Annotated in this window: 14 protein-coding genes; 12 read left to right on the forward strand and 2 right to left on the reverse strand. The window is 67.7% G+C overall.

All coding sequences use genetic code 11. The features are described 5' to 3' along the window. Window positions 1–4 precede the first annotated feature (4 nt). The 7 genes from LTV02_RS12180 (at window position 5) to xdhC (ending at window position 11,658) form a co-directional block, all read left to right on the forward strand. Complete coding sequence (locus LTV02_RS12180) at window positions 5–805, forward strand: alpha/beta fold hydrolase (protein ID WP_233040097.1); 801 nt, start codon at window positions 5–7, stop codon at window positions 803–805. A 236-nt stretch (window positions 806–1,041) separates the two neighbouring features. Next, window positions 1,042–3,789 carry a helix-turn-helix transcriptional regulator gene (locus LTV02_RS12185; RefSeq protein WP_233040098.1) on the forward strand — a complete coding sequence of 916 codons (2,748 nt, stop codon included), beginning with the start codon at window positions 1,042–1,044 and terminating at the stop codon, window positions 3,787–3,789. A gap of 79 nt (window positions 3,790–3,868) precedes the next feature. Next, window positions 3,869–5,614, forward strand: a complete 1,746-nt coding sequence (locus tag LTV02_RS12190; RefSeq protein ID WP_233040099.1) for an AAA family ATPase — start codon at window positions 3,869–3,871, stop codon at window positions 5,612–5,614. A 23-nt stretch (window positions 5,615–5,637) separates the two neighbouring features. Continuing rightward, window positions 5,638–6,621 (forward strand): helix-turn-helix transcriptional regulator, encoded by a 984-nt coding sequence (locus LTV02_RS12195; RefSeq protein WP_233040100.1) that lies wholly within the window; start codon window positions 5,638–5,640, stop codon window positions 6,619–6,621. 444 nt (window positions 6,622–7,065) lie between these two features. Beyond that, complete coding sequence (locus tag LTV02_RS12200) at window positions 7,066–8,469, forward strand: xanthine dehydrogenase small subunit (protein WP_233040101.1); 1,404 nt, start codon at window positions 7,066–7,068, stop codon at window positions 8,467–8,469. Continuing rightward, a complete protein-coding gene (xdhB, locus tag LTV02_RS12205; protein WP_233040102.1) occupies window positions 8,466–10,841 on the forward strand; it encodes a xanthine dehydrogenase molybdopterin binding subunit in 2,376 nt (791 codons plus the stop codon). Before LTV02_RS12200 ends, xdhB begins: the two co-directional genes overlap by 4 nt. Window position 10,842: 1 nt before the next feature. After that, a complete protein-coding gene (gene xdhC / locus LTV02_RS12210) occupies window positions 10,843–11,658 on the forward strand; it encodes a xanthine dehydrogenase accessory protein XdhC (protein WP_233040103.1) in 816 nt (271 codons plus the stop codon). Window positions 11,659–11,688: 30 nt separating this feature from the next. On the opposite strand, the gene LTV02_RS12215 is transcribed toward xdhC, so the two are convergent. Together LTV02_RS12215 and LTV02_RS12220 are read right to left on the reverse strand one after the other, a co-directional pair. Next, window positions 11,689–12,102, reverse strand: a complete 414-nt coding sequence (locus LTV02_RS12215; RefSeq protein WP_233040104.1) for a VOC family protein — start codon at window positions 12,100–12,102, stop codon at window positions 11,689–11,691. 57 nt (window positions 12,103–12,159) lie between these two features. Further along, window positions 12,160–12,684, reverse strand: a complete 525-nt coding sequence (locus LTV02_RS12220) for a helix-turn-helix domain-containing protein (protein WP_233040105.1) — start codon at window positions 12,682–12,684, stop codon at window positions 12,160–12,162. A 358-nt stretch (window positions 12,685–13,042) separates the two neighbouring features. On the opposite strand from LTV02_RS12220, the gene LTV02_RS12225 reads away from it, so the two are divergent. The 5 genes from LTV02_RS12225 (at window position 13,043) to guaB (ending at window position 17,706) form a co-directional block, all read left to right on the forward strand. Beyond that, the gene (locus LTV02_RS12225; RefSeq protein ID WP_233040106.1) at window positions 13,043–13,633 is read left to right on the forward strand and encodes a hypothetical protein; all 591 of its coding nucleotides are present in this window, start codon (window positions 13,043–13,045) and stop codon (window positions 13,631–13,633) included. A gap of 77 nt (window positions 13,634–13,710) precedes the next feature. Further along, complete coding sequence (locus tag LTV02_RS12230; RefSeq protein ID WP_233040107.1) at window positions 13,711–14,037, forward strand: hypothetical protein; 327 nt, start codon at window positions 13,711–13,713, stop codon at window positions 14,035–14,037. 158 nt (window positions 14,038–14,195) lie between these two features. Further along, complete coding sequence (locus tag LTV02_RS12235) at window positions 14,196–14,963, forward strand: cupin domain-containing protein (RefSeq protein WP_233040108.1); 768 nt, start codon at window positions 14,196–14,198, stop codon at window positions 14,961–14,963. 21 nt (window positions 14,964–14,984) lie between these two features. Next, on the forward strand, window positions 14,985–15,773 hold the full coding sequence (locus tag LTV02_RS12240) for a hypothetical protein (RefSeq protein ID WP_233040109.1): 789 nt from the start codon (window positions 14,985–14,987) through the stop codon (window positions 15,771–15,773). A 418-nt stretch (window positions 15,774–16,191) separates the two neighbouring features. Beyond that, window positions 16,192–17,706, forward strand: a complete 1,515-nt coding sequence (guaB, locus tag LTV02_RS12245) for an IMP dehydrogenase (RefSeq protein WP_233041557.1) — start codon at window positions 16,192–16,194, stop codon at window positions 17,704–17,706. Window positions 17,707–17,830 lie beyond the last annotated feature (124 nt).

Below are 17,830 nucleotides of genomic sequence, written 5' to 3' on the forward strand. Positions count from 1 at the left end.
GATCATGTCCCGCACACCGTCCCCCCGCCGTCTGCTGACGGTGCTGGCCGCCGCCGTCATCGCCACGGCGCCGCTGGTCCCCGCCCTCGCCACGGCCGCACCGGCCGACCCCACCATCGTGCTGGTGCACGGCGCCTTCGCCGACGCCACCAGCTGGGACGGGGTGGCCGCCGAACTGCGCGCACGCGGTTATCGCGTGCTCGCCGTGGACAATCCGCTGCGCGGGCCCGGCAACGACGCCCAGGCCGTGCAACGCGTCCTCGACACCATCGACGGGCCCGTGGTGCTGGTCGGGCACTCCTATGGTGGCGCGGTCATCACCAATACCCATGACACGAAGGTGAAAGCCAACGTCTACATCGCCGCGTTCGCACCCGCCCAGGGCGAATTCGTGCATGGCCTGCTCAGCCCGATCCAGTTCCCCGGCAGCCGGATCCTGCCGCCCGCACTGGAAGTCAAGGCCGTCGCCGGCGGCCTCGACGGCTACATCGCCGAACCCTACTTCCGCGACATCTTCGCCCAGGACGTCAGCACCGCCACCGCCGCCGACATGTTCGCCCACCAGCATTCGGCGGCGCTGTGGGCCAACCTCGAACCCAGCGGCACACCGTCGTGGGCGAGCACGCCGAGCTGGTATCTGCTCTCGCAGAACGACAATGTGATCCCACCCGCCTCGCAACGCTTCATGGCCTCGCGCGCCGCCCCGAACACCACCACCGAAATCGCCGCCTCGCACGCCTCGCTCGTAGCGCAGCCCACCGTGGTGGCCGACACGATCCAGGCCGCCGTCACGGCGACCCGATGAACCCCACCGTCCGATGACGGCTCGCTGGTACCGGTGCGACCCGCGCCGGTACCAGCTTTTCCCGAATCACCCGCTACCGCAGCAACCCTGCATGATCAACCTGCGACAGACCTTGCGCGCGTGGCCATTTCACGCGGACGGAAATGCTAGGCTGCTGCTCTCTGTTTCGTGCTGGGGAGGGTGCCGATGTTCGTGCCGCTGTGGGCTGATCGGCGCGAGCGCGTGGTTGCCCGGCCGTGAGCAGCCGGACACTACTGATCGGCCGCGACACCGAACTGGACGAACTCGGCGGGCTCGTGGCTGCGGCACGCAATGGGGCCGGGCAGTCGCTGCGCTTGCTCGGTGAGCCCGGGATCGGCAAGACCGCGCTGATCGACGCGGTCATCGAGCGCGCGGCCGCTTTTCGCGTCCTGCGGGTGGACGGATACGAGGCGGAACGAATCCTGCCCTACGCCGGTGTGCAGCGGCTGCTCGACCGGCTGGGCACCGAGTGGTCCGGACTGCCCGAACCCGAGGAAGAAGCGCTGGCCATCGCCTGCGGTCGTCGGTCGGGTCAGGCCCCCGATCGGTTCCTGGTGGGACGCGCGCTGCTGGCCCTGCTCGCGGCCACCGCCCAGGAGCAGCCGGTGCTGTGCGCGATCGACGACGCGCAGTGGATGGACCCGGAGTCGTTGGACGCCTTGGGTTTCGTGGCCCGCCGGCTGCACGCGGAGGCGTTGCTGCTGTTGTTCGCCACCCGGGAGGATCCCGCCGTGGACGTCCACTTCGGCGGCATTCCCCATCGGCCGGTTCCGGAGCTGGAACGAGCCGCCGCTATCGGGTTGCTGACCGATCGTCTGGGCACCCGGTTCGATCCGCGTGTGGCCGCCGGCATCGTGGACGATCTCGGCGGCAACCCGCTGGCGTTGTCCGATCTCGCCGACGAGATGAGCAATCAAACCCGGCCCGAGCCGTCCCTGCCGTCCGCTCCGCTGGGAGCCGGTCCGCGGCTGGAACGGCTGTATCAACGCCAGGTGCGGGCCCTGCCGTCGGCATCGCAGCAGTGGATCCTGCTCGCGGCGGCCGAATCCACCGGCGACCTCCGGCTGATCGATCATGCCGCCACCGCGTTGGGAATCGGTGAACACGCCGGGGAGAGCGCTGATTCGGCGGGTCTGGTGGTCATCGACGGGGTGGTGCGCTTCCGGCATCCGCTCATCCGCGCCGCCGTATACGGGGCCGCTCCCGCCGCCGACCGGCGTCGAGTGCACGGGGCCCTGGCTCGTGCGGCGGCCGCGCTGCATCTCGACGACGCCGAGGCCCGGCATGCGGCCGAAGCCGCCGCCCGCCCGGATGAGCAGGTAGCGACGCAGCTCGCCGCCGCGGCTGTCCGTGCGGCCCGACGCGGCGGCCTGCTGTCGCAGGCGAAGTTGCTGAGCAAGGCCGCCGAACTCACCGTGGACGCCACGATCCGATACGAACGTCTGCTCGCGGCGGCCGAAGCGGCCGCCGAGGCCGGGGCCGGTCCGGCCGCGCTGGACCTGCTCGACCGCGTCGATGCCGAGGCGCTCACCGACCCGGTCCTGGCCGGGCGCCGCCTGATGCTGCGCGCGACGCTGTCGGTCTTCACGCTCGACGCGCAACTCATCCCCCACGCCACCCGCGACCTGGCCACCGCCGCCGAGCTGTTCCACGGCCTGGATCGAGAGCGCGAACTCCTCGCGCTGCTACACGCTTTCGAGGTCGCGCTGCCGGCCGAACGATGCCTCCGCGGCATTACCGTGGCCGAGCTCGGCGCGCGGATGCGTGCGGCGGTCACGCCGGACGACGGTCTGATGGGCACGGTCCTGACCGGGCTGGCGGCGCTCATCCTGGACCCCTACGAGGAGGCGATCGGCCCGATGCGCGCGGCGGTCGCGGCGCTCGCCGAGCTCGAGGATCCGCGAATCCTGTTGTTCGGCAATGCCGGCGTGGCTTTGACCACCGCGCTCTGGGACGAGCGGGCCCGCGATCGGCACCTGGACACGGTGGAACGCGTCGCGGTGACCATCGGAGCGCTCAAGGCCGTCGACCTGAGCCTGTGGGTCCGGTCGCTGTGCGATCTCGATCGCGGTGACGTGACGACGGCGGGCCGGACGATCGAACGTGTACGAGACACCCGCCGCGCCATGGGATATCCCGCCGAACATGTCATCAACAGCGCCTACCTCGCCTGGACCGGAGCGGATCGCACGTTCGTGGAACAGCTCGCGGAAGCGACACTGGTCTTGGGGTTCGGTGGCGTGCACACCTCGACGACGCTCGCGCTCGCCATCCGGGATCTGGCCGAGAGCCGCTACGACGAAGCGTTCGACACGCTGACGGCCTTGCGTCCCAACGCTTTTCTGCAGACGGGTCCGCTGCAGCTGCCCGAGTACGTGGAAGCCGCGACCCGCAGCGGGCACCCGGCCGAAGCACAGCAGGCCACCGCGGAACTGCTGCGAATCGCCGCGAGCAGCCAAGCACCCTGGGCCCGCGGGGTAGGCGAACGGTGCCTCGCGCTCAGCGGGCCGGCCGCACAGGCCGAGAGCCACTTCCAGGCGGCACTGGAAATCCTCACGACCACCGACACTCCCGGCGACCTCTACCGAACGCATCTGCTCTACGGCGAATGGCTGCGCCGCAAACGCCGCCGCAAGGAAGCAGGCCTGCATCTGCGCCGGGCCTTCGACGGTTTCCAGCGTGCGGGAACGACCGCCTTCGCCGCACGAGCCCAGCGCGAACTGGCGGCCCTGGGCGATAAACCCGCACCGGCGGAGACACCCTCGACCCCATCTCGATTGACCGTGCAGGAATCTCAGGTCGCGACGCTGGCCGCCGCGGGCGCCACCAATGCCGAAATCGCGGCGACGCTGTTCATCAGCCCGAACACCGTCGACTATCACCTGCGAAAGGTGTTCCGCAAGCTCGACATCTCCTCCCGACGGCAATTGCGGGAGCTGCCGGAAACCGAGTTGCACGCATGACTACGAACATCACGTGGTCCGCGTGGCGGGCTCGATGCGAGAGTCTCGAATAGACCCGCGATCGCACCGAGGAGATGCCGTGCCGCACACGACTTCCCTGCCGTTTCTCGGCCGCCAGCAGGATATTGCGTGGGTGCGCGGGCTGTGCGCGGCGGCCGTGTCCGGACGTAGTGCGGTGGCGGTGCTCGAAGGCGGTGTCGGCATCGGCAAAACCCGCCTCATCACCCATGCGCTGTCCGAGCTGGACGGATTCGATCTCGTCGCCATCGCGGGAATCGAGGCGGAGTTCGAGCTTCCGTTCGCGGCGCTGCAACGGCTGGTCCTGGCCAGGCGGGCGGTGCTGGACGAACTCAGCGAATCGCATCGCACGTCCCTGCTCGTGGCCGCCGGGCTCGCGGACGGGGTCATTGCCGATCGCTTGGCCATCGGGATCGCCCTGCTGGCGCTGGTAACGACGCTCACGGCGAAACAGCCCGTGTTCCTGTGGATCGACGACGTCCAATGGGTCGATGAAGAATCGTTGAGCGCCTTCGCGTTCGTCGCGCGGCGGCTGCTCGCGGACCCCGTGGTCATGATCTACTGCCGCCGCCTCGATACCGACGAAAGCGTGTACCTGACCGGGCTGCCCGTGCACCGGCTGCACGGCCTGGACATCGAACCCGCGGTCACCCTGCTGCGCTCGGTGGTCGATACGAAAGTCGAACGCGTGGTCGCGGAGCAGATCGCGCTGGCGACCGAGGGAAACCCACTGGCGCTGCGCGAGTTGACCAGCGAGTTGAATCAACGTCAGCTCGACGGTGCGGCATTGCTTCCCGAACCGGTGCCGCTGGGGGCGCGTCTGCAGGCGTACTACCTTCGCCAGGTGAAGCTGCTGCCGGAGCAATGCCAGCACTGGATGCTCATCGCCGCGGTCGAAGCCGACGGCAATCTGCGCACGATCACCGCCGCGGCCGAATCGGCGGGATTGCCCCGCGACTCGTCCGGTGCGGCCGAACTCACCGAACTGGTCGTGGTCACCGATCGAGTCGTGTTCCGGCACCCGCTGATTCGATCGGCGGTCTACGCCGGGGCCACCTTCGATCAACGCCGCGAGACGCATTCGCGGCTCGGCCGCGCGTCCGCGGAGCTGGGGCTCGAGCATCGCGCTCTGCTGCACCGGGCCATGGCCACCGACGGCATCGACGACGAGCTCGCCGAGCGCCTGACAACCGCCGCGGCCGTCTCCGGGCAGCGCGGCGATTTCGCCACCCGCACCCGCCTGCTCCTGCGCGCGGCGGCCGCCAGCACCGCCGCCGGGCGGGCCGCACGCCAGCTCGCGGCCATCCAATCCGCGATCTTCTCCGGCGCCTTCCGGCAAGCTCACGCGCTCGCCGCGGACATCGACGAGCAGTTCCTGGGCCCGGATCAACGAGCCGAACTCGCGTTGCTGCGCAACGAGATTCGCTTGCCCACCTTCGAGCCCGGCGCGCTCGGCGTCCGCGCCGCCGCTTTTCTCCGCCTTGCTGTCGCGCTCGAGGACGCGCACCGGCACGCGGAAGCGGTCGGCGCCATCGCGATGGGCATCCGTTCCACGTGGTTGTCGACCCACCTCACCGCCGACGCCGCCGCAGCCGAACTCGCCTACGTCGCACTGCGACTGGTCGCCGACGACGTTCCCGACGCCACGGTCCTGTCGTTGCGCTGCTACGCGGAGTTCGTCCTCGACCATCCCACGGCATTGGCCACCTACCGGACGGCTACCCGTTCCTCATCGAGAACCCTTCCACCGACCTGCGATACCTGCACAGCAATAGCGGCGCCGTCCTGCATATCGCCACCGCGCTGATCGACGACGCCTCCCGTGACGCGGTGCTGGCCGGTCTCGAGGAGTACGCGCGCCGCGACGGCGACAATTTCCTGCTCGCCAATGTCGTTTCTTTTCGGTGCCTGTTCGACCTCGAGGTCGGCCGCGTCGCCTCCGCACGCGCACGCCTGGCCGAAACCATTGTGCTGCTGGGCGCTTCCGGCTATCCGGAGGATCACTTCTCCCTCGTCGCACTGCGCGCCGGACTGCGCGGGTGGACCGGAGCACCCGCCATCGACGCCAAGGAAGCCGCGATCGCCATCGACGCCTGCCGGTCGGCGACCTTCGGGGCCGGGGTCGACCTGTGGCAACGCGCCGAACTGCTGGGGTACCTCGCGATCGGTGACTTCTCCAGCGCATTCGACGCCGCGCGCCAATTGCTCGACGCCGACCCCGAACCGGCCGCCTGCGTCCTCGCCGATCTCGTCGAAGCCGCAGTCCACGCGAAAGAACTCAGCACCGCCGCGACGCTGCGAGACCAACTCGTGCGACGTTCCCAACTGCTCGACACCCCACTCGGCGCCGGGCTCCGGGAACTGGTCGAGGCCGCCCTCGCCGATGACCCGGAACCCCATTACGAGCGAGCCATTCACCAGCTCGCCCGCGCCGACGCACCGATGTACACCGGACGCGCCCACCTCCAGTTCGGCGAATGGCTACGCCGCCGCCGGCGCCGCACGGAAGCGACCACCCACCTGGAACGAGCCGCCCACCTCTTCGGCACCCAGAACGCTGCCGCCTGGTCCGCCCGCGCGGCCCGGGAGCTGACACCGCTCGGCATCGCCACCGTGGCACCGCACCATCAAGCCGTACCCCTCACCCCACAGGAGGAAGCCATCGCCAACCTGGCGGGGCGCGGGGCCACCAACCAGGAGATCGCCGACCACCTGTTCCTCAGTGCCAGCACCGTCGACTACCACCTGCGCAAGGTATTCCGGAAACTCGACCTCACCTCACGCAGGCAGCTCGCCGCGGCACTGCACCATTGACCACCGCACCCGCGATGTCAGGGCGGAATTCGGCCGGGCTTGCTCGCGTCGGCTTGACCGGCAAACCATGACACCGTAATTTCGGGCGAATCAGCTCGTGAAATGTTGGAAGGAGGCGAAGTCGGATGTCGAACAACTCCGATCTGCGCCGCCTGGCGCACCGGACTGCCTGGACTCCGGGTCGGGTAGCGCACGGCTCCTGAGCAGCGTTCTCGGCGGACGCTCTGCGGCGCCGGGCTTTTCGATCTCTGTCACCACTCGCAGCACATCCGCATGTGCTGATTCGCGCTCCGGATTCTCCGCTGCGCCAGACAAATAGAAAGCCTCTGACATGGCGACCAGGGTTATCGTATCGACCGCGCACCGGCCCGAGGATGCGCGATGGTAGGGCCGCGGATAACGGTCAATGGGAAAGTGCTGCCGATTTCTGCGGCCGGACCGCATATGACGTTTCTGGATTTCCTTCGGGAGAACGGCCTCACCGGGAGTAAGGAGGGGTGCGCCGAGGGCGAATGCGGCGCGTGTTCGATTATGGTGGCCCGCCCGGGTGTGCACCGGCCCACCGACTGGGTCGCGATCAACTCCTGTCTGGTGCCCGCCGCCGCGCTCGACGGCCAGGAGATCGTCACCGCCGAAGGTCTCGGGGCGATGAGCTCGGCGGGCACGGAATTGCACCCGGTGCAGCATGAGATGGCGGTGCGTGGTGGATCGCAATGTGGTTACTGCACACCGGGATTCATCTGCAGTATGGCCGCCGAGTACTACCGTCCCGACCGCTGCGCCGGCGTGGGGCCGGACGATCCGCAACCGGAGGCGCCCGCGGGTGAACACGGTCCCAACGGCTTCGATCTGCATGCGCTGAGCGGAAACCTCTGCCGCTGCACCGGATATCGGCCGATCCGTGACGCGGCGTTCGCGGTCGGTGCGCCGAGCGCCGAGGATCCGCTCGCGCGACGCCGCGAGCAGGCCCCGCCCGCACCGGTTGCCACCGAAGTGGCGCGTGAGGGGCGCACCTTCCGGCGGCCGGATACCTTGCCCGAGGCACTGCGGCTGCTGCGCGACCATCCGGGCGCGGTGGTCGTGGCCGGGTGCACCGACTGGGGCGTGGAGGTGAATATTCGGGCGCAGCGCGCGGATTACGTGATCGCGATCGACCGTCTCCCCGAATTGCGGGAGCTGCGGGTGCAGTCCGATCACCTCGAGATCGGAGCCGCCCTGTCGCTGACCGAGATCGAGCGGCGGCTCGACGGGCGCGTGCCACTGCTGTCGGAGCTGTTCCCGCAGTTCGCATCCCGGCTCATCCGCAACGGGGCGACGCTGGGCGGCAATCTGGGCACCGGGTCACCGATCGGCGACGGCCCGCCGGTGCTGCTCGCGCTCGGTGCGTCGGTGCTGCTGGCCGATGCCGACGGTGAGCGCGAGGTCGACCTGGCCGAGTTCTTCACCGGTTACCGGCGCAGCGTCCGGCGTCCGGATGAGCTGATCCGGGCCGTCCGCATCCCGCTGCCGCTGTCGCCGGTGACGGCATTTCACAAGATCGCCAAGCGGCGTTTCGACGATATCTCCAGTGTGGCAGTGGCTTTCGCGTTCGATATCGCGGACGGCAGCGTCCGCGCGGCGCGCATCGGACTGGGCGGTGTGGCCGCCACCGCGATCCGCGCCCGCGATACCGAGGCCGCGCTCCTCGGCCGGCCCTGGTCGGCGGCGACCGTCGATGCCGCCGCGCAGGTGCTGCGATCCGAGGGCACCCCGCTGACCGATCATCGCGCGAGCGCCGAGTATCGCTCGGCCATGCTCGGCGAGAGTCTGCGAAAGCTGTACGCGCACACCATCGAGGTCCAGTCATGAGCCATCTGTCCCAGCGGCCGGACGCCCCCGTCGTCGGCGTCTCCATGCCGCACGAGAGCGCCGTCCTCCATGTCACCGGAACCGCGCTCTACACCGACGATCTGGTCTATCGCACCAAGGATGTGCTGCACGCCTACCCGGTGCAGGTCATGACCGCCCACGGCCGGATCACCGCGCTGCGCACCGCGCCCGCGCTGGCCGTGCCCGGTGTGGTGCGGGTGCTCACCGCCGCCGACGTGCCCGGCGTCAACGATGCCGGCATGAAGCACGACGAGCCGCTGTTCCCGGACGAGGTCATGTTCCACGGCCACGCCGTCGCCTGGGTGCTGGGCGAAACGCTGGAGGCGGCCCGGCTGGGCGCGGAAGCGGTAGAGGTGGACGTGCAGGAGCTGCCCGCGCTGATCACGCTGCCGGAGGCGATGGCGGCCAACAGTTTTCACGGCAGCCGCCCGGTCATGGTGTGCGGCGACGTGGCGGCCGGATTCGCCGATTCGGCCCGGGTGTTCACCGGGGAGTTCCAGTTCTCCGATCAGGAGCATTTCTACCTCGAGACGCATGCGGCGCTGGCGCAGATCGACGAGGCCGGGCAGCTGTTCATCCAGAGCAGCACCCAGCATCCCTCCGAGACCCAGGAGATCGTCGCGCACGTCCTCGGACTGGCCAGCCACCAGGTGACGGTGCAGTGCCTGCGCATGGGCGGCGGTTTCGGCGGTAAGGAGATGCAGCCGCACGGGTTCGCGGCGATCGCCGCGCTCGGCTCCCAGGTGACGGGCCGGCCGGTGCGAGTGCGGCTCAACCGGACTCAGGACCTGACTATGTCCGGCAAGCGGCACGGCTTCCACGCCACCTGGAAGATCGGCTTCGATGCCGAGGGCCGCATCCAGGCGCTGGAGGCCACCCTCACCGCGGACGGCGGCTGGAGCCTGGATCTGTCCGAGCCCGTGCTGGCCCGCGCGCTGTGCCATATCGACAACATCTATTGGATTCCGCACGCGCGCATCGCCGGTCGCATCGCCAAGACCAACAAGGTGTCCAACACCGCCTTCCGCGGCTTCGGCGGACCGCAGGGCATGTTGATCATCGAGGACATCCTGGGCAGGTGCGCGCCGCTGCTGGGCCTGGACCCGGCGGAGTTGCGCGAGCGCAACTTCTACCGGCCCGGGCAGCACACGCCGTACGGGCAGCCGGTGCGCAATCCGGAACGGATCGCGGCCACCTGGCAGCAGGTCACGAAGGACGCCGCCCTCGCCGATCGCCGCCGGGAGATCGCGGCGTTCAATGCCGCCCACGCCCACACCAAGCGCGGCCTGGCGATCACCGGCGTCAAGTTCGGCATATCGTTCAACCTCACCGCCTTCAATCAGGGCGGCGCGCTGGTGCTGATCTACAAGGACGGGTCGGTCCTGATCAACCACGGCGGCACCGAGATGGGCCAGGGTCTGCACACGAAAATGCTGCAGGTGGCCGCGACCAGCCTGGGCATTCCGCTGCACCGGGTGCGGTTGGCGCCGACCCGAACCGACAAGGTGCCCAATACTTCCGCCACCGCCGCCAGTTCCGGGGCGGACCTCAACGGCGCGGCCGTGAAGAACGCCTGCGAGCAGCTGCGCGAGCGACTGCTGGCGGTGGCGGGCGCCCGGCTCGGGGTGGACCCGGCGGAGGTGCGCATCGCCGACGGCGTCGCCCGCGTCCGCGGCGGCGACGGCCGGCTCGCGTGGGACGATCTCGTTCGCACCGCCTATCTCGAGCGAATTCAGTTGTCGGCGGCCGGTTTCTACCGCACCGAGGGCTTGCACTGGGACGCGCGGTCCTTCCAGGGATCGCCGTTCAAGTACTTCTCCTACGGCGCGGCCGCCACCGAGGTGGAGGTGGACGGCTTCACCGGCGCCTACCGCATCCGGCGCGTCGATATCGTGCACGATGTCGGCGACAGCCTCTCCCCGCTGATCGACCTCGGCCAGATCGAAGGCGGATTCGTGCAGGGTGCGGGCTGGCTGACCCTGGAGGAACTGCGGTGGGACACCGGCTCCGGACCCCGCCGCGGCCGGTTGCTGACGCAGGCGGCCAGTACCTACAAGTTGCCGAGCTTCTCGGAAATGCCCGAGGTCTTCAATGTGACGTTGCTGGAGAACGCGACCGAGGAGGGCGCGGTGTACGGGTCCAAGGCGGTGGGAGAGCCGCCGCTGATGCTGGCGTTCTCGGTGCGCGAGGCATTGCGGCAGGCCGCCGCGGCGTTCGGGCCCGCGGGCGTGGCGGTGGATCTCGCCTCCCCCGCGACGCCGGAGGCGGTGTACTGGGCGGTCGAGGCGGCACGGCGCACCGCCGGGCGCAGTGAAAGCAGCACCGGCGCAAGCACATCGATCAGTGTCTGAGATGACCTGGGTGGCCGCGGTCGCGCGATTGCGGGCGCGGCGGGAGCCCGGCGTGCTGGTGACCGTCGCGGCCGTGCGCGGGCACGCGCCGCGGCGCGCCGGTGCGAAACTCGTGGTGGGACAGACCGAGACGTGGGGTTCGATCGGCGGCGGCAATATCGAGGCCGTGGCGATCGATCGGGCCCGCGAGCTGATCGGCATGCCCGAGGCCGAGCCCGAGCTGATGGAGTTCGCCCTCAACGACAAGGTCGGCAACCGGCACGGCGTGCAATGCTGCGGCGGGACCGTCACCGTCCTGCTCGAAACCCTGCCCGTGGTCCCTGCGGTCGCGATCTTCGGCGTCGGGCACGTCGGGCTGGAGCTGGCGCGCATCCTGGCTCGCCACCACCTGGACCTGCACCTGATCGACACGCGCCCCGAGCAGCTCACCGGCGACCGGCTCGCCGTACTGGCGGACGCGGTAGCGCAGCTCCACATCCACCACACCCCGCTGCTTCCGGAGGAAGTCCTCGCAGAACTACCGACCGGCACCCACGTCCTGATCATGACTCACGATCACGCCGAGGACGCCGCACTGTGCGACGCCGCCCTGCGCACCACCTGCCTCGGTTCGATCGGATTGATCGGCTCGGCCGCCAAATGGGCCCGGTTCCGCCAACGCCTGGCCACCGAAGGCGGCCACGACCCCGCCACCATCGCCCGGATCACCACCCCCATCGGCCTACCCGAAATCACCGGCAAGGAACCCGCCACGATCGCGGTCAGCGTCGCCGCGGCCCTGCTCCGGACCTTCGAATCGAATGCGCCGCATGGTTGATGGCTGTCCGGACGCCGGAGTCATTGCCGCCTAGGACGAGGTGTCCTCGCTCAGCGCATTGGCGTTGTAGGCCAGCAGTTCCCAGGTGTGACCGTCCGGGTCCTCGATCGCCCGGTTGTAGAGCCAGCCCAGGTCCTGGACCTCGCGGGGTTCGGTAGCGCCCGCGGCGAGCGCCGCGTCAGCCAAGCGGTCCACCTCTTCCCGCGATTCGGCGCCGAGCGCATTGATCACCTCGATCTGCCCCTCGGCGGTGGCGCGCTTGGTGAAGGCCGCGAACGCTTCTCGCGTCATCAGCTGCACCATGATCGACTCCGCGAGAACCAGCTGGGCGGAGGTGTCCCCCGTGAAATCCGGATTGATGGTGCCGCCCATCGCCGTGTACACCTTCGTGCTCGCGTCCAGGTCGCTGACCGGCAGGTTGACGTAGATCTGCGTGATTGCCATGACGTGCCTTTCCAAGAATTCTCTGGTGTGCCGGGCGTCCCGGCGACACCACAAAACCTAGGGACGCACCTCGACCTCGGTCTTGTACAGAAGCGACAGCATCTCCTCGTCATCGCCCTGCTGCAGTTGCGTAGCCGTACGCCCGATGAACCGCACCATCGAACGCGCGAGATGCGGCTGGTCGTGATACCCCGCCAGCTGCGCCACCTCGCTCGCCGAAATCCCTTGCCGCAGCAGCAATACCGCCTGCCTGGCCCGCTCGATCTGCCGAATCGCCCCCTGCGTCAACCCCGTCGCCGCAGCCACCCGCCGCTGCACCGACCGCGGAGTCACCAGCGTCGCCGCCTCACCACGCAGCACATCAGTCACCAACGGATCACGCACCAACAGCCCAGCCCGAACCAGCCGATCCGCAAAAACCTCGGCATTGCCGTAATCCGGGATCTCCCACTCCTCCCCCTGCAACACGAACGACCGCGCTGTCGTATACGAACTCGACACCGCGCTATCGACCAACGCCGACACCGGCATCGGCGCCAAAAACGCCCCATGCCGGAAAATAATCCCGAACGTCTCCCCCATCCCAGACCCCAACTCCAACACCGTAGGCCCGGTCTCCGGCCCACGAACCGAAACGTGCGTCTCCCCCCGATCCCGCCAAACGACAAGCTCCCAATTCGAATTCGCCACCGACCGCATCCGCGGCGCCACCACCCCCGAATCCGGCCCAGCCCGATACACCCGCTCGACATACGGCGAATCGGACAAGCGCTGCTCGACGCCACCGTCCGACTGGAGACTCACAACCCGAAACTAACACCGGCCACCCTCCACCACCGCGCGAGGGGACATTCCCTACCGCCCGGGTCTGGGTAGCACCGGAGCTAGCCGAAGGTCGGCCGCGGGATGCGTGGGTAGGATCCGATTCGAGGAGGCTCGGATGGGATTTGCTGTGCGGCAAGATGGTTCGACCGCGTTCGTCAGATCGCGTATCCGGAAGATTGCCTTCATGCTGTTGGGCCTCGCGGCGATGGCCACGATGGTCATGGTGGTTCTTGTCCTAGCACTGTCCGAACTCGCCGGCGCGGCTGAATCTCTGATCGGCCCCGACGTCGTGCGAGAGGAACTGTCCGAAAGCGAAGCCAGGACCAGCATGATCAACCTGTTCCAAGCTCACATCCCGGACGACTGGCATCTGAGCGTGATGACATCGACTTGCCACGACATGAGGCGATTGCCCATCTGCACACTCGACGGATCGTTCACCGGCCCGGCATCCGAATTCACTCTCGACTCCCCCATCTTCCAAATCAAGAACGGCCGGACGGGAGCGCAACCGGCCACCCAACTCGTCACCTGCGAGGATCTCGCCGCCAGAAACCTCGACCTGGCAGCCGATCTCGACTGCGCGAGCCAGCAGACCCTGGTCCTGACCGAACTGACCGGCGGCCGCGCGCTGCCTGGAAGCCGCGTGCTCATCGCACGCTCCGCCACCGCGACCACCCTGCGAATACGAGTCAAGGTCGTCTGACTCGACTCGCTGACCAGCCGCGAAAGATGGCGTCGTGTACCAGGGTTTGAACCTCCACCATGCAGCAACCTCTGCCGATGGATCTCGGTGGCGGTTATCGCGAGCGCGGCAACAGAAGCAGAGTCAACGCCAATCCGGCGCTCACACTCACACCGGCGATGACCACGGTGCCGATCGACCGCGTGATCGCCGAGATACCGAGGGTCAGGACAAGACTGATCGACAACGCCAGTACCACTGTCCCCCAGTCGATTCCGATGATGTGCATAGGCCTTTCGTTGCTCGCTGTCATATCCGGGGAGTACCCATTCTGCCGTTATCAAACCGTGATTCTCGATCTCGGGCACATCGGGCTGCGGATCACGGCGGAGGCATACCAGACAGGCATCGTCCATCGACACTGAACATCTATAGAAATAGCAGTCAGCTATTTCTAGTGCGCCTGACGGAATCATGGCTTGTCGAGAGGGTTTCAGCCTGAACGGCACTACCCTCGCGTTCAAATAGTGTTCAATGCTAGTGAACACATACTGATCATGGGTACGGGAACAGGGGTTCGCGGATGCACGACAAAGTGGGGCCGGCGCTTCGGCAGGCACGCCTGGCTCGAGGGCTGGGTCTGCGCGAACTCGCCGGTGCCGCGGGCATTTCGGCGAGTCAGCTGTCGCAGATCGAGACCGGCAAGTCACAGCCATCGGTCAGCACGTTGTACGCGCTGGTCACTCGGCTCGACGCCTCACTCGACGAACTGCTGGGCATCGACCGGGGACGGGCCGGGTCACCGGGCTCGGCATCGCGGCGCGACGGCACGCGACAATCACCCGGCGTCGTGCAGCGGGGTGCGGACAACCCCGTTCTCGAAATGGCGAACGGGGTTCGATGGGAACGGCTCGCGGTCGGCCCCGCCGCCGATGTCGATGTCCTGTTGGTGACCTACGAACCGGGCGCCGCGAGCTCGGCCGACCGAACCTTGATGCGCCACCAGGGAACCGAATACGGATACCTGTTCTCCGGAGAGTTGACGCTGCTGCTCGACTTCGACCGATACACCATCGGGGCCGGGGACTCGCTGTGCTTCGACTCCACTCGGCCGCACATGTACGTCAACCAGAGCGCGGAGCCGGCCCGTGGATTGTGGTTCGTCGCCGGTGGCCGAGGACCGGACCGCATGCGCGACTGGGTTACCGAGCAACTCGGCGCCGCGGTCTCCGAGGCCTCACCGCGCCTCGAGAACGCCGTCGATGTGCTCAACCTGTTGGCCGCCGCCCGGCACGGGCATACCGGCCCCGGCGGCGAAACCGTGCAGGTACAGGACACCTCGCGCGACTGAGCGCGATGAGAAGGAAGAACCATGACCAAGAACACCGAAGTTCGCGCGATCATCGACGGCAGAACGATCTCACGAGATCAGTTGCGCGCCTGGGAATCACGCAGGAACCGAGCCGTGCTCGGCAAGCTCGCCCACCGGCTGGGTCCGCGCGCAATGGCCGAACTCACACCCGACCCCTTGGAACGGATCCTGGCCGCCCCTCTCGACGTACAGCGAACCACCTTGACCGCCATCAAGACCGGGCTCGGTCACGCCGGGATCCTCGCGATGCTCAAACGCGAACTCGAACTCTCCGACCGGGTCGCGCGCACCAGTGTCGCCGTCAGCCGAGGACGCACCAAACACGCCGTCACCCGCCTCGCGGTCGATGGCTACTCGGCCGAACGATTCGCCGCCTGGTTCGACAACCTGACCGCTACCAACGACGAAACCGCCATGATCGACGCCTGCCCGGACCACTACCTGCTCCGCGGACTCCCCGACGGCCGTCAGGAAGTCGTCGAAACCACCGGCGGCTCACCGGCAGCCTCTCGATTCCTCGTCGACTACACCGCCTCCGACACCCTGACCATCCCCATCGACCCCCGCCACCCCATCCAGATCGCCGGCCACGCCGTACTCGACGACGGCCTGGTCATCGGCGGCGTCCGGCACCAATTCCGCGACAACGACGGCACCTGCGAAGCACTTCTCACCGTCCAGTTCCCGGCTTCGACACCCAACCGCCTCATCCATCAGCATCAATGGCATCTGGCAACGGAATTCAGCAACTGGCTCATCGCCGCCGCACCCACGGCCGCCCTCATCTGACGAGCTCGCCGAGTCGCTGAATGCCACTCTGCATGCCTTCGACTGCGACTTTCGAGCGTTCACCGACGACGCAGCACGGATATTCGAGGACAAGGCCGCAACGTCCGGCGCGGGTGCCTCGGATGATCCGTGTGGTGCGCTGTATTGGGAGTTGGCATGGGCTGTCGTGCATTTGGCCACGGTTCGTATCGGCGGCTATGGGGTGATCGAGCATCCCGGGCCCGGCTCACTGGAGACCTCGACCGATTGAATGGTCGCCTACCAGCGCGAACCACGATGCGGCACTGCGCAAAGTCCGCTGCCCACCTGAGCGGACTACCGGCTTACACCCCAGGAAAAGTCGAGTACCGGGGTTCGAATACTGTTGGCGCTCAAATCTTCTCCCACGCCGCAGCAATCAGGAAGGCCAGCAAAGCCTATGACGACCAGTTTCGCCGGTGACAAAGTACCCGAGAAGTTCGAGTCGCTGGGACTGACCTTCGATGATGTTCTGTTACTCCCCGCGGAATCGGATGTGATCCCCAGCGGCGTCGATACGACGACGAGACTGTCGCGCAACATCACCCTGAACATTCCACTCGTATCGGCCGCCATGGACACGGTCACCGAGGCCCGGATGGCCATCGCGATGGCGCGGCAGGGCGGGATCGGGGTGCTGCATCGCAATCTCTCGATGCAGGATCAGGCCAGGCAGGTGGAGATCGTGAAACGCTCCGAAGCCGGCATGGTCTCCGACCCGGTCACCTGCTCGCCGGACAGCACCCTCACCGAGGTCGATGCGCTCTGCAAACAGTTCCGTATCTCCGGTGTGCCCGTCACCGATGGGGACGGCGTCCTCATCGGCATCATCACCAACCGCGACATGCGTTTTCAGCGCGACCGTGAACGACCGGTTCGTGAGGTGATGACAACCGCGTCATTGGTCACCGCGCCGGTCGGCGTCTCGCCCGAGACCGCGCTGGAACTCCTCGACACACACCGGGTCGAGAAGCTGCCGATCGTCGACGGCAACGGCAGATTGACCGGGTTGATCACCGTCAAGGATTTCGCCAAGGCGGACCAGTACCCCTCAGCCGCAAGGGATTCCAGTGGACGGCTGCTGGTCGGCGCCGCGGTCGGCGTGGAGGAGAACGGCTATCAGCGCGGCATGCTGCTCGCGGACGTCGGCGTGGACGTGATCATGGTCGACACCTCGCACGGTCACCAGCGCAACGTTCTCGACACAGTCGCCAGGCTCAAGAAGGATCTCGGCGATTCCGTCGACATCGTCGGCGGAAACGTCGCCACGCGGGCCGGAGCTCAATCCTTGATCGACGCCGGAGCCGATGGAGTCAAGGTAGGAGTCGGCCCCGGCTCCATCTGCACCACCCGCGTCGTCGCCGGGGTCGGCGTGCCGCAGGTCACCGCAATCTACGAGGCGTACCTTGCCTGCTCGGCCGCGCAAATCCCGGTGATCGCCGACGGCGGGATCCAATCCTCGGGCGACATCACGAAGGCCATCGCCTCGGGCGCCAGTACCGTGATGCTGGGCAGCCTGCTCGCGGGCACCGCCGAATCCACCGGCGAACTCGTGTTCGTCAACGGCGAGCAATTCAAGGTCTACCGCGGCATGGGCTCGCTGGCCGCGATGAAAGGCCGCGGCGAAGGCAAGTCCTATTCCAAAGACCGCTACTTCCAAGACGATGTGCTCTCCGAGGATCGCCTCGTACCTCAAGGCGTGGAGGGCCGAACCCCCTTCCGCGGTCCACTGGCGAACGTCGCGCATCAACTGGTCGGCGGACTGCGTGCCGGAATGGGCTTCACCGGTTCACGAACGATCGCCGAACTCCAGCAGGCTCGACTCGTGCGCATCACATCCGCCGGGCTGCGGGAAAGCCACCCCCACCACATCACCATGACCGCCGAGGCCCCGAACTACACACGACGACACTGATCCAAGCGTCCACGAAGTGTCGCGAGCAAGCACGACCGGTGATCCACCGCGTTGCCACTTACGCCCTGTCGGCGACCCTGCATGGAGAAGATGCCGGCAGCGCTGATACGTGAGGCCGGGCACG

This window comes from Nocardia yamanashiensis, assembly GCF_021183565.1.
Lineage (GTDB): Bacteria > Actinomycetota > Actinomycetes > Mycobacteriales > Mycobacteriaceae > Nocardia > Nocardia yamanashiensis.

Excerpts from the sequence above, each read along its gene's own strand:
- LTV02_RS12240 (WP_233040109.1), top strand. The coding sequence starts at position 14,985 with ATGACCAAGAACACCGAAGTTCGCGCGATCATCGACGGCAGAACGATC.
- LTV02_RS12225 (WP_233040106.1), top strand. The coding sequence starts at position 13,043 with ATGGGATTTGCTGTGCGGCAAGATGGTTCGACCGCGTTCGTCAGATCG.
- xdhB (WP_233040102.1), top strand. The coding sequence starts at position 8,466 with ATGAGCCATCTGTCCCAGCGGCCGGACGCCCCCGTCGTCGGCGTCTCC.
- xdhC (WP_233040103.1), top strand. The coding sequence starts at position 10,843 with ATGACCTGGGTGGCCGCGGTCGCGCGATTGCGGGCGCGGCGGGAGCCC.
- guaB (WP_233041557.1), top strand. The coding sequence starts at position 16,192 with ATGACGACCAGTTTCGCCGGTGACAAAGTACCCGAGAAGTTCGAGTCG.
- LTV02_RS12220 (WP_233040105.1), bottom strand. The coding sequence starts at position 12,684 with ATGGGGGAGACGTTCGGGATTATTTTCCGGCATGGGGCGTTTTTGGCG.
- LTV02_RS12235 (WP_233040108.1), top strand. The coding sequence starts at position 14,196 with ATGCACGACAAAGTGGGGCCGGCGCTTCGGCAGGCACGCCTGGCTCGA.
- LTV02_RS12230 (WP_233040107.1), top strand. The coding sequence starts at position 13,711 with ATGGATCTCGGTGGCGGTTATCGCGAGCGCGGCAACAGAAGCAGAGTC.
- LTV02_RS12180 (WP_233040097.1), top strand. The coding sequence starts at position 5 with ATGTCCCGCACACCGTCCCCCCGCCGTCTGCTGACGGTGCTGGCCGCC.
- LTV02_RS12215 (WP_233040104.1), bottom strand. The coding sequence starts at position 12,102 with ATGGCAATCACGCAGATCTACGTCAACCTGCCGGTCAGCGACCTGGAC.
- LTV02_RS12200 (WP_233040101.1), top strand. The coding sequence starts at position 7,066 with ATGACGTTTCTGGATTTCCTTCGGGAGAACGGCCTCACCGGGAGTAAG.